The 14500-nt window shown below is 56.9% G+C and carries 12 protein-coding genes; 6 read left to right on the forward strand and 6 right to left on the reverse strand.

Annotated features, from left to right (window positions below; genetic code table 11):
- Positions 1–10: 10 nt before the first annotated feature.
- Entirely contained in the window at positions 11–1933 is a 1923-nt protein-coding gene (mnmG, locus tag H6F57_RS14325; RefSeq protein WP_190627156.1) for a tRNA uridine-5-carboxymethylaminomethyl(34) synthesis enzyme MnmG, read from the reverse strand.
- 79 nt (positions 1934–2012) lie between these two features.
- Positions 2013–3227 carry an aminotransferase class V-fold PLP-dependent enzyme gene (locus H6F57_RS14330; protein ID WP_190627158.1) on the reverse strand — a complete coding sequence of 405 codons (1215 nt, stop codon included), beginning with the start codon at positions 3225–3227 and terminating at the stop codon, positions 2013–2015.
- Positions 3228–3565: 338 nt separating this feature from the next.
- Between H6F57_RS14330 and H6F57_RS14335 the strand changes: the two genes are divergently transcribed.
- Positions 3566–5158, forward strand: coding sequence for a TM0106 family RecB-like putative nuclease (locus H6F57_RS14335; RefSeq protein WP_242024878.1), 1593 nt, complete (start codon positions 3566–3568; stop codon positions 5156–5158).
- A gap of 19 nt (positions 5159–5177) precedes the next feature.
- On the opposite strand, the gene H6F57_RS14340 is transcribed toward H6F57_RS14335, so the two are convergent.
- On the reverse strand, positions 5178–5669 hold the full coding sequence (locus H6F57_RS14340) for a hypothetical protein (RefSeq protein ID WP_242024879.1): 492 nt from the start codon (positions 5667–5669) through the stop codon (positions 5178–5180).
- A 125-nt stretch (positions 5670–5794) separates the two neighbouring features.
- Positions 5795–6004 carry an RNA-binding S4 domain-containing protein gene (locus tag H6F57_RS14345; protein ID WP_190627160.1) on the reverse strand — a complete coding sequence of 70 codons (210 nt, stop codon included), beginning with the start codon at positions 6002–6004 and terminating at the stop codon, positions 5795–5797.
- A gap of 120 nt (positions 6005–6124) precedes the next feature.
- Here H6F57_RS14345 and H6F57_RS14350 point away from each other — a divergent pair, with 120 nt between their 5' ends.
- Positions 6125–6463, forward strand: a complete 339-nt coding sequence (locus tag H6F57_RS14350; RefSeq protein WP_190627162.1) for a hypothetical protein — start codon at positions 6125–6127, stop codon at positions 6461–6463.
- Between the two features lie 44 nt (positions 6464–6507).
- On the opposite strand, the gene H6F57_RS14355 is transcribed toward H6F57_RS14350, so the two are convergent.
- Positions 6508–6714, reverse strand: a complete 207-nt coding sequence (locus H6F57_RS14355) for a glycogen debranching protein (RefSeq protein WP_073608126.1) — start codon at positions 6712–6714, stop codon at positions 6508–6510.
- Between the two features lie 69 nt (positions 6715–6783).
- The gene (hmpF, locus tag H6F57_RS14360) at positions 6784–8535 is read right to left on the reverse strand and encodes a pilus motility taxis protein HmpF (protein ID WP_190627164.1); all 1752 of its coding nucleotides are present in this window, start codon (positions 8533–8535) and stop codon (positions 6784–6786) included.
- 818 nt (positions 8536–9353) lie between these two features.
- Here hmpF and H6F57_RS14365 point away from each other — a divergent pair.
- The 4 genes from H6F57_RS14365 (at position 9354) to H6F57_RS14380 (ending at position 14494) form a co-directional block, all read left to right on the forward strand.
- Complete coding sequence (locus tag H6F57_RS14365; RefSeq protein ID WP_190627166.1) at positions 9354–10625, forward strand: response regulator; 1272 nt, start codon at positions 9354–9356, stop codon at positions 10623–10625.
- 256 nt (positions 10626–10881) lie between these two features.
- A complete protein-coding gene (locus H6F57_RS14370) occupies positions 10882–11247 on the forward strand; it encodes a response regulator (protein ID WP_190627168.1) in 366 nt (121 codons plus the stop codon).
- A 43-nt stretch (positions 11248–11290) separates the two neighbouring features.
- Positions 11291–11821, forward strand: coding sequence for a chemotaxis protein CheW (locus H6F57_RS14375; protein ID WP_190627170.1), 531 nt, complete (start codon positions 11291–11293; stop codon positions 11819–11821).
- Between the two features lie 51 nt (positions 11822–11872).
- Positions 11873–14494 carry a methyl-accepting chemotaxis protein gene (locus tag H6F57_RS14380; RefSeq protein WP_190627172.1) on the forward strand — a complete coding sequence of 874 codons (2622 nt, stop codon included), beginning with the start codon at positions 11873–11875 and terminating at the stop codon, positions 14492–14494.
- Positions 14495–14500: the final 6 nt, after the last annotated feature.

The following is a 14500-nucleotide window of genomic DNA, read 5'->3' on the forward strand; positions in this document are numbered from 1 at the left end:
CGGCTTGATTCTAACGAATTGCAGCGGGGGTCGCCTGCCCACGTCGTGACTGAATCTCCAGGTATACCAGCAAGGCGTTGACATCGGCAGGGTTGACGCCGCCAATGCGTGAAGCCTGACCAATGGTCAGCGGTTTGACCTGGTTCAGCTTTTCGCGCGCCTCTTTTGAAAGAGTGTCGATCGCCATGTAGTCAAGGGTTTCGGGCAGCTTGCGATTGGTGCTTTTGGCCACCTGGTCGATCTGGTTTTGCTGCCGCTGAATGTAGCCCGAATACTTAATGTCGATCTCGGCTCCCTCTTTCTCTTCGCGAATCAGGGATGGATTGCCGAGGCCGTAACGGTCTAAGTCGCCGTAGTGCAGACCCGGACGGCGCAGCAGGTCGGCCAGGGTAATCGAGCCTTTGATGCGCTGATCAGTGTCCGCCGAAATTTGCTGGCCCAGTTCGTCATGCTCTTTGACCCGGGTTTCGTACAGGCGCTCTTTTTCGGCGGCAATGTTGGCGCACTTGCGGGTGAAGATTTCCCAGCGGCGATCGTCAATTAGCCCAATCTCTCGGCCCAGGGGGGTCAGGCGCTGATCGGCGTTGTCCGATCGCAGCAGTAGCCGATATTCTGAGCGCGAAGTCAGCATGCGGTAGGGTTCCCGCAGGTCCTTGGTGCACAGATCATCGAGCAGTGTGCCTATGTAGCTCTGCTCGCGGGAGAACACCAGCATCTCCTGACCGCGCACCAGCCGGGCGGCATTGACCCCAGCCACAAAGCCCTGGGCAGCGGCCTCCTCGTAGCCAGTGGTGCCATTCACCTGGCCCGCGCAGAATAGCCCCTCAACCCGCTTGGTCATCATGGTGGGGTAGCACTGGGTGGCGGGCAGGTAGTCATACTCCACGGCGTAGGCGGGGCGCAGCATAGCGCAGTGCTCTAGCCCTGGCAGCGTGCGCAGCATGGCCAGCTGAAGTTTCTCGGGCAGGCCGGTCGAAAAACCCTGCACGTAGATTTCAGGAATGTCGCGGCCCTCGGGCTCCAGAAAAATTTGGTGGCTCTCTTTGTCGGCAAAGCGCACGATTTTGTCTTCAATGCTGGGGCAGTAGCGAGGGCCTTTCGAATCGACCCAGCCGCCATAGATCGGCGACAGGTGCAGGTTTTCTTGAATTAGCCGATGGGTGGCGGCGGTGGTGCGGGTGAGGTGGCAGGGCATTTGCTCCCGCTCAACCCAGGCCTCGGGGTCAAAGCTAAACCAGCGTATGTCATCATCGCCGGGTTGGGGTTCGAGCACATCGAAATTGATCGAGCGGCGATCAACCCGCGCCGGAGTGCCAGTTTTGAGTCGCCCAGTTTCAAACCCGAGGCGGTTAAGGGTGTCGGTCAGTCCGGTGGCAGCAAACTCCCCGGCCCGGCCTGCCGCCATCGATTTGTCGCCAATCCAAATAGTGCCGCCCAAAAAGGTGCCGGTAGTGAGAATGACGGCCTTACATTTGAAAGCCACGCCAAAGTAGGTTTCAACTCCCACCACCTCGTCGTTGGGGCCAAGCACCAGATCCGTCACCATGCCCTCGCGAATCACCAGGTTCTCCTGGTTTTCGACGATGGTTTTCATCACGGCGGCGTATTCGCGCTTGTCAGTCTGCGCTCGTAAGGCCCACACTGCCGGCCCGCGAGAATTGTTGAGCACGCGCTTTTGCAGGTAGGTGCGATCGGCCATTTTGCCAATTTCGCCCCCCAAGGCATCGACTTCGTGGGTGAGCTGCGATTTGGCAGGGCCTCCCACGGCGGGGTTGCAGGGCTGCCAGGCAATTTTGTCGAGGTTGAGGGTAATCATCAGCGTGCGACAGCCCAGACGCGCCGAAGCTAAGGCCGCCTCACAGCCCGAGTGGCCACCACCCACAACGACCACATCGTATTCATCGAGAAAGTCAGCGGCACCTGGGGCAATCATGCAATCTGGACACAATAGTACTCACGGACTTCTAGTTTAGCGGGTTGCTGGTGGGTCTCTGGCCAGTGGGTCTCTGGATTTATGTCAAGTCTGAGAGAATGCTCTCAATAGCAGCGACTAAGCCATCTATTTCTGACTCCAGCGTGAGGTAGTGGGTGCAGGCGCGGACGCAGTTGGGTGCTTGCAGGGTGCGGAGAAACACGCCCTGGGTTTCTAGCTCATCTACCAATCGCTTGTGCCAGGCTGGGGAAGGTTCGCCGTTCTCCAAAACCCAGAAGGAAACCAGGCCAGAATCCGGCGGGGTTTGCCGCACCGGGCGAAGGTAGGGCAGCTCTTGCAGCTGCGACCACAGCTGCTGGCTGAGTTCTACTAGACGCTGGTAGCGCTGGGCCGCAGTGCCCCACTCGGCCTGATGAGCGATCGCCCTCCGCAACCCTGCCAGCAGCGGATAGTTTGAGGTCGCCACCTCGTAGCGCTGACCGTTGGGCTTCCAGCCGGTGGGGTTAGCGGCAGCATCGGTGGTAATGCCGCGCCAGCCAATGAAAGTGGGCTCTACGTGCGCCATCGCCTCGGGGCGCACGTAGAGCCCACCAAGCCCAGCGGGGCCGCACCACCACTTGTGGCCGGTAAAAGCATAGAAATCGACCCCAAGCGCAGGCAGATCCAGAGGCAGAGCACCGACGGATTGGGCGGCATCTACCAGCACTAGCACTGGGTTAGGGCGATCGCGGCAGACTTCGACCATGCGCTCTAGGGGCAATACCTGGCCGGTATTCCACAAAATGTGGCTGACTACCAGCAGCCGGGTGTTGGGTTGCAGGTGCTCAGCCACGACTGCGGCTGGGTCACCACCATTCACGGTTTCGAGTAGGGGGCAGAGGCTGTAGGTGACGCCAAAGCGGCGACAAATTTCCTGTACGGCGGCAATCACGCCGGGGTGCTCACAGTCTGAGAGCAACATGTGATCCCCAGCGTTCCAAGCGATCCCCCAGAGGGGAATGTTACAGCCGACGGTGACATCTTCGGTGAGGGTAATGGTGTCGGCAGTAGTGCCGAGTTCAACGGCGATCGCCGCCCGGGTTTGGGCCGCCTCAGCCATCACCCACTGGTTGGTTGCCCCCGAAAACGGCCCCATTTCTTGCATGTGGTGGTGGGCCTGAAAAACAGCGTCTAGGGTAGCCTGAGCCATCGGCCCCTGCCCACCATAGTTGAAGTACTGCTTATCCCTCAGGGCTGGAAACTGCTGGCGATGGAGAGCCAGGCGATCGAGCACAGCAGCGGCAGAAGAATCCATCACGGTTAGGGAATTAAGGGCATCTTTTCAACCCTATACCACCCAGACCAACCCTGGGGGCAGCCTCAGCCCATTTCCAAGTGACCTAAACCGTGCTCCGTTTCCCCGGAAGCCGCTGTAGGGTATAACATGCTTAGAAGAAACCGTGGGATTGATCCCAAACCAGTGGTCAGCTATGGGAAGTGATTGGCAGCAATGGAGCGATGATACTCAGGAATGGCTGTCGCAGCACTGTGGCGTGGCCATGCTCATCAATACTCTAAGCGCTGCTACAGCTTCGGTGCATCCGCAACAGCAGCCTCTTTCTTTGTTCTCTAGCACCTGCCCTATAACTCGCTTTGTCTGTTAGCCACCCCCTGCCACCGCGTTCCAGTTCAGGGGGTGGCCCGCAAAGCCCCCTGAGCTTTCCAGCTGAGACGACAACGCCTAAACCCCTCATTCAATGGCTCACCGACGATGTGCTGTTTCACTACCAGCGCTGTAGTCGGCGGGCCTTTTTAGATCTCTATGGCGATCGCATCCAGCAAGCGTCCCCCTCCGACTACTTGCTCAAGCTGCGCCAAGATAGCTTCACCCACCGTGAGCGAGTGCTCGAAGATTACTATCCCCTCTACCGGCCCGAGTTTCCATCGGGCGACTGGGCTGCTGGGGCAAAAGCCACGTTAGCGCTGATGGCCGAAGGCGTTGAGGCCATTCGCCAAGGGGTATTGGCTGCCCCCTCGGCGGTGGATGGGGTGCAGTTGGTGAGCCAGCCCGACCTGCTGATCAAGCGGCCCGGCTGGTCGTGTTGGGGCGATTGGGTCTACATACCCGTAGATATCAAGCTGGGCAAAAAGCCGAAGCTCGACTATCAGGTGGTCGCGGCCTACCATGCCTACGTGCTCTCGCGGGTACAGGGGGTGTGGCCTGACACCAGTTGCCTGTCTCTGCGCGGTGGGCAAACCTACCACATCGACCTGGCGCGGTTGGTACCCAAACTGCAAATGGTGCTCAACAACTGCCTTAAGGAACTGCGCAGTACAGCTACGCCTGAGCTGTTTATTTCCCACAGTCGCTGCGATCTCTGCCACTGGTTTAACCATTGCTACACCGAGGCTAAAGCAACCCGCCACCTATCGCTGCTGCCAGGGGTCACCCCTGCCCGCTACGAATTGCTGAAGCAGCATCACCTCACCACCGTTGCCGCCCTGGCCATGGCCAGTCCTGCCCACCTGGCTCCCCTGCCCGGCTTTGGTGAACAAGTGGCCGAAAAGCTGGTTCACCAGGCCCAGGCCCTGATCGACAACCGCGCTATTCCGCGCAGCGCCCCCCACGCTCCCCATGGGTTCCCGCTGTGGCCCGAAGATTTACCCGAGGGCGAAGTCGAGCTGTACTTTGATATCGAGGCCGCCCCTGATCAGAACCTCATCTATCTTCACGGGGTATTGGTGGTTAACCACCGCACCGGTGAGACTAACTTCCACGCCCTGCTGGCCGAAAACCACCACCAGGAGCGCCGCGCCTGGAACGATTTTCTCGATTTGGTACACACCTATCCCTACGCGCCGATCTACCACTTCTGCCCCTACGAGGCCCAGGCGGTTCGCAAGCTGGGGCAGCTCTACGGTACACCCCACCGCCGCATTGAGGCGCTGCTCGATCGCTTCTTTGATATTCACAAGTGCATCACTGATGGCGTCACCCTGCCCATCGAGAGCTACGCCCTCAAGCACATTGCCCGTTGGATGGGCTTTGACTGGCGCGACGAGGGAGCCAACGGGGCCCAGTCAATTTGCTGGTACAACGCCTGGGCCGAAACCGGCGATCGCACTTACTTAGAGTCCATCCTGCGCTACAACGAAGACGACTGCCGGGCCACCTACCACATCAAAGACTGGCTAGTTAAGTTCGCTGAACCCTATTGGGATCAGCTCTACCAAGCCATTGGCTAAGCAGTCTGTCTTCCAGTGCCTAGGAGGCAACCACGCTATAGCAGCCAAAAATCTTGGCTAGTCCCGGTACAGCGCTCTCCACGTCGCCTTTGACCGACTGGCGCAGCTTGGTATACGACGATCGCACCAGCCCGTTATCGGTCTTGGCAATGCGGCGATCGGTCACTCCCAGAATGACATCGGCAGCTCGCACCTGGTTCTGAGTCAGGTAGGCCACCGGATCGCCCGCCTGTTTGCCCTCGGCCCACAGAGGTTCTAGGGAGGTCACCACCTCGGGCAATATACGCTCAATGGCTCCAGGAATATAGCCTGAGTTCATTCCCTTGACGACGCCGTAGGTAGTTTTCAAGGCCATACCCCCAAAGCCACCCTTAGAGGCCACCTGCTTATCGATGAGGGAGGCACAGTCAGCCACCACCTGGGCTTTCACAACCTTGTCACTTAAAATATCGCTTAACCCCATAGCGCTAAAAATCTCAGTAAAAGTTTTTGTGCTAGTTTCATCTTCCATAGCCCTAAGGCTAGATCAGCATTCCCTGGGTAAGATTCGAGATTGCTTAACACTTCGATAAACTTTGCTAAGCAACCCTTGTCGAAGCTTGGCTGCGTTGGCAGCATGATTACCTTGAAGTCAGTCTAAGCTAGAGCTGCTAGATCAACGACCCAGGTTTGCCCGTCTAGAGAGACGCGATCGCCGGTTATCAGCTTGCGCCCCCGCCGAATTTCGACCTCACCGTTGACGCTCACCTCGCCGTCTTGAATTATCAGCTTGGCCTGTCCCCCCGTAGAGACCGCCTGCATCTGCTTCAAGAACTGGTCAAGTTTGATGTAATCCATACTGGGCATAGGGCTATCAGAAGAATGGCGTGAAAGAGCAATAGAAAGTCTTCAACTCTAGAGGCTAAACCGCCCCTTACACTCAAGTAAGAGTGTTTATATCACTACTGCCAGTGAAGGGGCTCGAAGTTGACCAATCACCAACTCCTGCAAGAATTTAGACAGAAGCAACAGCAGCTTGAGCAATTTCGACGCGCCGCCAGCGCGTCGCTCCAGGCGATGTTAGACCAGTATGACTGGGGGGTTATTACTGGCGCCGGGCACGGGGGTCTGCCCCTACTCACCCTGCGGTTTGACCATCGCATTGCCCTCGATGACCCCTGTTTGCTGGCCTTGGCAGAAGAGGCAGAGCAAACCTGGGGACCCATAGACTTTGCCCTATTCTCTGGTGAATCTCAAGATCCCGTGCGAGTGCTGAGCCGCACGCTGCTCGATCAGCGCTGGCGCTGGCGACAGTCTAGTCACTAGTCTCTGTCTTGCCCGGCTACTCGCACCCTCCCCTATTTAAGACCTCAATAGCTCAGCTTTAGCGCGTTAACAGGCACCTCATCCCACGACTCGACGGTGCGTATTTGGGCGACCCAACCAGCAGCTCGTTGCTCGTCGGATAGGTTATCCAAAAATGACTGATAGCAGTCCTGAGCCTGGGCTTCGTCGCTGCAGGCAATGCACGAGTAAATGATCCCCGACGGATCAATCTGTTCGTTGACCCAAATCATGCGCGGTTATGCCTCTAGATGTCTCTTAGCCGACTCTAGCACCTGGGACCTCTGTTTCTGAGGCAAACCTTAGGAAGCCGCCACCTGAGGAGTGCCAACGCTGACTACGGTTTGGCGCAGCTCCGCGATCGCCTGTAGTTGGTAGTCGTTAACCTCTTGAAGTTTAGTCACCGCCCCAGTTAGGTTCTCCAAAGACTGCCTCAGCCCGTTGACGCTTTCCTGCGCCGGGTTGAGCAGCTCTTCACAGACCGCTAGCTTGCCCATCAAGCCCGCTAGATCTTGCTGCTGCCGCCGCAGATCGGCCTCAAACGCCTCTACCTCAGCGCGGTTAGTAGCCAAGGCCGCCTCAGCAGCTTCAATCTCCTTCTTCAGCTGACCAATGCTGTCCTGGAGCTTCTTGACCTCAGTCTCTAGGGCCTGAATCGTATCCGTCGTGTGCTGGCGCTGAGTATCAATCGTGTTGAGCAAAGGCTCTAGATCGACAGCGCTAACCGGCGTTTCCTCCACCGTTAGGCCCTGGCGGCGCCGCAGCACCGCCTGATGCTGACTTAACACTTCCTCTCGCTCCAGCAAATTGCGCCGCTGGCCCACCAGGGTCTCGTTGAGCATTTGGTAACGGTCCTGCTCCTCTTCAATCTCGGTTTCTAGCTGAAGGCGCTCAAACTCACTGGCCTGCTCAATCTTGAGCTTAATCTCATCAATGGCCTGCTGCTCTAGGGTCAGCTCCTCTTCCTGATCGGAGACAAAGCGAGACATTTTCACTAGGTCTTTTTCCAGATCGCCCACCATGGTTTGGAGGTGGTCTAAATCCATCGCCTCTAAAGCCGCTACATCGACCTTTTTGCTCAGCCGCACCTTGTCGGTCGTGTTGAGCAGGTCATAGATTTTCTGGTGCAGGTTGGCCTGGGCTTGCAGGGTATCCGTTAGAGTCTGAATCTGCTCCTGCTGAGTCTTGACCATCTGCTGACGCAGCTTTAAATCTTCGCGTTTAGCCACCAGCGCAGCTTCAGCACGACGCCAGTCGGCCCAGCGCTGATTGAGCTGGCTAGCCTGCTGGTCTACCTCCTGCTGGCGCTGTTCTAATCCCTGGCGTTGGCCTTCGAGGGCTTGTCGATAGTCGCCCAGCAGCCCCTGATGGTAGTTCAGCCCATCGGTGGCGTGGGTGAGCGGATCCCGCAGGGCTTCAACGGGCATCACGGCTTCGGTAAGACGGTTGAGGGCACCTTGCAGGTTAGCCACCTGGTCTGGGTCAAGACCAGCGGTTGCACTCCCTTCGGCTCGCTGCTCTTCCAGGCGGCGCATTTCACCATTGAGGTGAGCCCAAGCCCCTTCGAGGTCTTGATTTTTTCGGGTGAGTTCTTCCTGCTGTTGCTCAAGGTTCTGGCGCAGCTGATCTAGCTCTTGCCGCTGGGCATCCAGCTGTTCAAGATCGGCTTCGGCCTGCTCGACCTGCTCCTGGCGGGTCTCTAGCTCCAGCTCACGGCGGTTGAGTTCCTGGCTTTGAAAGGTAAGCGACTGCTTCCACTGCTCGATCTCTTCTTCCTGGGTCTTGGACTTTTTGCTCAGGTTAGAGAAATTTTGGAGAATGCTGGTTAGCGATCGCCCCGCCTCATAATGACGCTGGATTTGGCGGTTGTTGCTGACCTCCACCATCACCAGGGCGCCAGCGTTGTAGGAGGCGTCGTCAGGGGCCACTAGGGTCTCGTCCCCGGTCACGGTGCTCCAGCTATTCTCGCTGCGCTGGCAGGCAAGCAGCTTAAACTCAGGCTTGCCGCTGCCAATAAACCCGGTCTTTTTCTGGACTTCTGCTAGGTACAGCACGCTGGTGGTCCTCGTGGCTTAGAACGTTAATGTTAGGGGAGTAAATCTGACGCAGTAATTTTAAGAACCTTGCACCGTGGGTTGAGGGCGAGGTGGAACAGAGCTGTCTGTCTAGGTAAACGATTTTGCGGCTGCGTAAACGTGTCCTGATACACCGTTTATCTGGCTCAGATTAGCTCAGAGCCTCAAGTTCCAGATATCTTAACTATCACCAAAGCTACCGTCCATCGTAGTTATAATCCGGCTTACCCATAAACCCTATCGCAAACCCTTTGAGTCAGGGTAAAGTTCAAGGCCCTGCAGGCTGAAAAATCGCGATCGCACCGTACCAGCGGTAACTTAGCTACGATGAACCGCCTCAGCCTTCGAATGACGGCTCAAGCCATCTCACCCATCTAGAGGTTACTACCGTTGCTGCCAAAGCTAATGGGAATCTTAGCTAATTTTTGCCCGGTAAAATCGTTATGATGGGCAAGCGGTCGCAGCCCATCAGCATCACCTGTTAGACAGCACATTTTTAGAGTTCCCAAAAATCTTCCCGCCGAGCAGAGAGCCATAACCTGATCGTGCAGGATCTCTGACGAAGCGCCGTATACTGAGAACAAACCAAATAGGGTTGCTTCCTTTCATACTGGACCAACACGGTTGCCCTCCTCAAACTAAACACTTCAGCACAGCGGCACCGCCCTCTAGCAGGGCAATCGTTACGCCAAGAGAATCAAAGGGTACGATTGGGTTTCTAGTTAGGGCATGCTGAACTCAGCCCCCAACTTTCCTGGCCTGGCTAATCAGGTGCTGTTCCCATCTTGGGTTGCCTCATGCAGGGTTATTTGTCAGAAATCGATATTCGCAGCATCCTACAGCTCATTGAGCTGGGGCAGCGCACTGGCGAACTGTACCTAGAAAGCTACAGCAACACTAACAACCAGTCCCCCAATCAATCCTTTGATGGGGGACTCACAGCGGCTGATTCCCGCTCCTGGATTGTATTTTTAGCCAACGGGCACCTCGTTTACGCTGGCACGACCGACAATAAGCTCGATCGCCTGCGCGACCATCTACACCGCTACGGCATTGACCAATCGCTGCCAGACCCCAGCACCACCGCCGTGATCGCCGCCTTTAACTCCCTCGAGTACGGCACCCTGTGGGCCCTGCTCGAACAACACTTAATCACCCCCGATCAGGGCCGCACCATTCTGAGCCACATGGTGCACGAGACCCTCTTTGACCTGCTGAGCCTCCACCACGGAGCCTTTGTGTTCCAGCTCAGCTCAGCCCTTAGTCCCCAGCTGATGACTCACACCATCAGCGATTTAGTCGCAGGCATCACCCAGCAAATTCAAACCTGGCATCAGCTGCATCCCCACCTACAGTCGCCCGACCAGTGCCCCGTTCTGCTAGCACCCGAAGCCTTTCAGGCCAGCGTATCTAACCAGGTCTACCAGCGCATGGTTACTTGGATGGATGGAAAAATTTCCATTCGCCGCATTGCCCGCTATCTCAGTCGCGATCTGCTCAGCGTCGCCCGCAGCCTAGTTCCCGCCCTGCAACAGGGACAAATTAGTCTGGTCTACAGCCCTACTGAGGCAGACCCGGCCCCCATGAATCAACGGCCTGGGCCTGATCGCCTACCCCGTATTGTCTGCGTCGACGACAGCGCCACCGTTCGCCAGGCCGTAGAGCGCATTCTCGCTGGGCAAGGCTACGAAGCTACCTCCATTGGCAACCCCCTCAAAGCTCTGGGCCTGCTGTTTCAGCTACAGCCCAACCTAGTTCTTTGCGACATCACTATGCCCGAGCTCGACGGGTACGAGCTGTGCGCCATGCTGAGACACTCTAGCGCCTTTCGCCAAACTCCCATCGTCATGCTCACCGGCAAAGACGGCTTTTTAGACCGAGTTAAAGCCAGAATGGTCGGTGCAACCGACTACTTGACTAAGCCCTTTGGCCCTGGAGAACTACTGGCACTAGTCGAAAAGTATGCTGGCCCTGGCGACCTCAACCGCCCCCGCCCCGACACCCTGTTGGCCGAAGCCATTGAAGACGAATTCGACCTCGACTTTAGCAAAGCCCCTATGCCCAAGTAACATTCCTTAGCCTAACCAGGGTTTTTGGATCAATTCCGATAAGATTCGCCATAATCTAAACAACCCGGTTGATTAATTTATTTAAACCGAAAGCATAGCCTGCGTTTGAGGGTACGTTAGAGTCACAGGTTTGGAGTCCTTAGGGGCTGCTTTTGAGCGCGGTCAGTCTGTGTCTTAAGCCTTGATCGGCAACAGTCACATAGCGTCACTGACGGTTTACGTCTGGCCATTGAGCTGGCCTTTTTTGAATCAACCTATGAGTACAGTTCTGGTGGTAGAAGATAGTGTTCCTCAGCGGGAGATGATTACCGAGCTACTACGGGGTATAGGCCTCAGCGTTACTGTAGCCAGCGATGGCATGGAAGCCCTTGAGCAAATTCAGAGCCACCGCCCAGACATGGTTGTGCTCGACATTGTCATGCCTCGCATGAACGGGTATGAGCTCTGCCGCCGCATCAAAGCCGATCCCTCAACTCAAAACTTGCCGGTGGTGATGTGCTCCTCTAAGGGTGAAGAATTCGATCGCTACTGGGGTATGAAACAGGGAGCAGACGCTTATATTGCCAAGCCGTTTCAACCCACCGAACTGGTTGGTACGGTCAAGCAGCTGCTCAGGGGATAAGACTCAAGCGTGACGCAACAGAGGATAACGTAACAACAGGCTTATGGTAGGCAATCCAGACTTTCTCACCCAGACCGGGCAAGACCAAGATCCAGAATTGCAAGAGCTAGAAACGCCCGATGGCGAGCTATTTTTGCGTTTCTTTGTCACCCCCGAAGATGAATTTGCGCTGCCTGCCACCGGCATTCGTCGCATCATTGAGCAGCCCCCCGATCGCATTACGCCCATTCCTAACGTATCGCACCTGCTGCTGGGTACCCTCAACGAGCAGGGACGAGTGGTATGGGTAGCCGATCTGGGTCAGTTTCTCGGGTATTCATCGGTGCTCAACACCGATCGCCCAGAGATTTCGGTCATCGCCATTGAAGATCAGGGAACTATGCTAGGCTTGGCCGTCAACCGAATTGTGGGCACCCGCTGGCTCAACCCTGACAAAACCCGGGTGTCAGACAATAGCCCCGACACAATGGCTCCATTTTTGCGCGGTGAATGGGTCATTGACGCTGAGGAAAACAAAACCCTCAGACTGCTTGACCACGTTGCTGTTATTCGTTCAGCCCGCTGGGCCACCTAGGCTTAGCCCCATCCTTACCCCTTAGGACATTTGCACCGGCAGGAGAAGACCATGGCTTCAGGCATCGATTACTCTCAAGCCTATCAAAAAGCAGAACGAGCCTACGTACAGGGCAACTACTCGGAGGCTGCGGCAGTTATCGATCAGCTGGCCGACGATTATCCCGAAGACCCCAGCGTGCTGCTGCTGCGAGGCCACATTTACTGCTACGGCCTACAGCGGTACGATGTTGCCGCCGCTCAATATAGCGCTGTGCTCGACCTCACCTCAGAGCCAGAATACGTCGACTATGCCAGCAACGGCCTCGACTATGCTAACCAATTTGCCGCAGAGGCATCCTCCGGTACGGCTATAGACTATGAAACCGATGCTGGCGATACCTTCTTCGACACTGGTGCTTCGATGTCAATGGGCTTAGAGAGCAGTGTTGGTGCCACCAGTGCCCCTGGCCTGTCAGATAGCCATCTCGACCTCGGCGACTTTAGCCTTGAGGACGACATGCCCGGTTCGATCGCCAACGGTGGGTTTAGCGACACCTCCCTAGCCGATCCCTTTGCCACCGACGACCCCTTTACCACCGATCCTGATGACAGAGTCGGCCTTAGCTTTGGTGCTGACTCCGACAGCGGCTGGGCAGAGGGCCAAGAGAGCCTAGACGACATCACCTTTGATGATGATGCCTCCTTTGATTCCCTTGAGGTGGGCAATGCTGACGACCCCTTTGGCGTAGCCGCCGAGGCCCAAAGGGGTGACCTCTACAGCGACATGGATTTGGCCTCCCGCGGCTTTGACCAAGGCTGGCCCCCTGCCGATGACGGCGGCGACGACATGACGGTGTTTGCCCCTGAACCCGATCTACTGACTGACGGCTTCGACACCGCTGGTGATAGCTCTGATCTCGACTACAACGCCTTTGCCGATAATGGATACATGCCCGATTTAGACGACAGCACCCAGCCCAGCAGCAACGTTGACTTTTTAGACGAATTTAGCGATTTTGATGACCTGGGCAACCTACCTGATTTTGAGCTATCAGACAGTTCCGCTGGGTTTACGACGCCCTCGGTTGGCACCTCAGGGCTGACTTCAACGGACGACAGCGGCTTTAGTGGGGGCACTTCCGCCTTTGACCTCAGCGATATGAACGATCAGGCGGTGATCAGCGACGATGATATTTTTAGCATTGCGGGGGCCAGCGATAGCCTGCCTGTGTTTACCCAAACCGATAGCCACGATGTGGAAGCGGTAACCACTGAGCAAGACTGGCTGGGCTTTTTAGACAATGCTCCCCTGCCCAAAAAAGAGCTGATCGTTGCCATTGCGGCTGGCGTGGCCTCGGCCCTAGCGGTAGGCGTTATTAACTTTGCTGCATCGACTGTACAGCCAGGGCGATCGATGCCTAAGGGCGTGCACGCGGCGATGGCCTTGGCGGGTGGAGTAGCCGGGTTTGGCTCAGCCCTAGTGGTTGGGCGTTTGGCGCACCGCCAGGTAAGTCGCAGTGTTGACGACCTACAGCAGCAGTTTGACACAGTAATTCGGGGCAATTTGTCGGCCCGAGCCACGGTATTTACTGAGGACGAATTTGGTCGGCTAGCCAGCAGCTTTAACAAAATGTCGCGGGTAATTTTAACCACCACCAGTGAAGCCCAGCGCAAAGCTCAGGAGCAAGAGCAGGCCAAGGAAGACCTCCAGCGCCAGGTAATTCGTCTGCTAGACGATGTAGAAGGGGCCGCCCGGGGCGACTTGACCGTGCAGGCGGAGGTAACGGCTGACGTGCTCGGAGCCGTAGCCGATTCCTTTAACCTCACCATTCAAAACCTGCGAGAGATTGTGGAACAGGTGAGTGTGGCCGCTCGCCAGGTGAGCAAGGGGTCTACGGAAAACGAGATTTTTGCCCGCAGTCTATCGGCAGACGCCCTGCGCCAGGCCGAGGAACTCGCGGTGACGCTGAACTCGGTGCAGGTGATGACCGACTCGATTCAGCGGGTGGCCGAAAGCGCTCGTGAGGCTGAGGAAGTAGCTCGCACCGCATCGTCTACCGCCCTCAAGGGGGGTGAGTCGGTAGAGCGCACCGTGGCGGGCATTCTGGAGATTCGCGAAACGGTGGCCGAGACTACCCGCAAGGTGAAGCGTCTGGCGGAATCTTCCCAGGAAATTTCGAAGATTGTGGCGTTAATTTCGCAGATTGCCTCCCGCACCAACTTGCTGGCACTGAACGCTAGTATTGAGGCGGCGCGGGCTGGGGAAGCGGGCCGGGGCTTTGCCATTGTGGCTGACGAGGTGCGACAGCTGGCCGACCGAGCCGCTAAGGCCTCTAAAGAGATTGAGCAGATCGTGCTGCAAATTCAAAGTGAGACGGGCGGAGTGATGACCGCCATGGAAGAGGGCACCCAGCAGGTGATTGAGGGCACCCGCTTGGCGGAGCAGGCGAAGCGATCGCTCGAAGACATCATTCAAGTGTCAAACCGGATCGACGTGCTGGTGCGATCGATTACCGCTGACACCGTAGAGCAGACCGAAACGTCCCGCGCCGTGGCCCAGGTGATGCAATCGGTAGAACTTACCGCCCAGGAAACCTCCCAGGAGGCCCAGCGGGTATCGGGTTCGCTGCAAAACCTAGTGGGGGTTGCCCGCGATCTGCTGACCTCGGTGGAGCGCTTTAAAGTGAAATAAATCAGA

The organism is Leptolyngbya sp. FACHB-60, from assembly GCF_014695775.1.
Classification (GTDB): Bacteria; Cyanobacteriota; Cyanobacteriia; order Phormidesmidales; family Phormidesmidaceae; genus Nodosilinea.

What these genes read in the sequence shown, in the direction of transcription:
- H6F57_RS14355 (WP_073608126.1), bottom strand. Translation starts at nt 6,714, where the DNA reads ATGATTTGGGTCAACGAACAGATTGATCCGTCGGGGATCATTTACTCG.
- H6F57_RS14375 (WP_190627170.1), top strand. Translation starts at nt 11,291, where the DNA reads ATGGTAGGCAATCCAGACTTTCTCACCCAGACCGGGCAAGACCAAGAT.
- H6F57_RS14380 (WP_190627172.1), top strand. Translation starts at nt 11,873, where the DNA reads ATGGCTTCAGGCATCGATTACTCTCAAGCCTATCAAAAAGCAGAACGA.
- H6F57_RS14330 (WP_190627158.1), bottom strand. Translation starts at nt 3,227, where the DNA reads ATGGATTCTTCTGCCGCTGCTGTGCTCGATCGCCTGGCTCTCCATCGC.
- H6F57_RS14345 (WP_190627160.1), bottom strand. Translation starts at nt 6,004, where the DNA reads ATGCCCAGTATGGATTACATCAAACTTGACCAGTTCTTGAAGCAGATG.
- H6F57_RS14365 (WP_190627166.1), top strand. Translation starts at nt 9,354, where the DNA reads ATGCAGGGTTATTTGTCAGAAATCGATATTCGCAGCATCCTACAGCTC.
- mnmG (WP_190627156.1), bottom strand. Translation starts at nt 1,933, where the DNA reads ATGATTGCCCCAGGTGCCGCTGACTTTCTCGATGAATACGATGTGGTC.
- H6F57_RS14370 (WP_190627168.1), top strand. Translation starts at nt 10,882, where the DNA reads ATGAGTACAGTTCTGGTGGTAGAAGATAGTGTTCCTCAGCGGGAGATG.
- H6F57_RS14340 (WP_242024879.1), bottom strand. Translation starts at nt 5,669, where the DNA reads ATGGAAGATGAAACTAGCACAAAAACTTTTACTGAGATTTTTAGCGCT.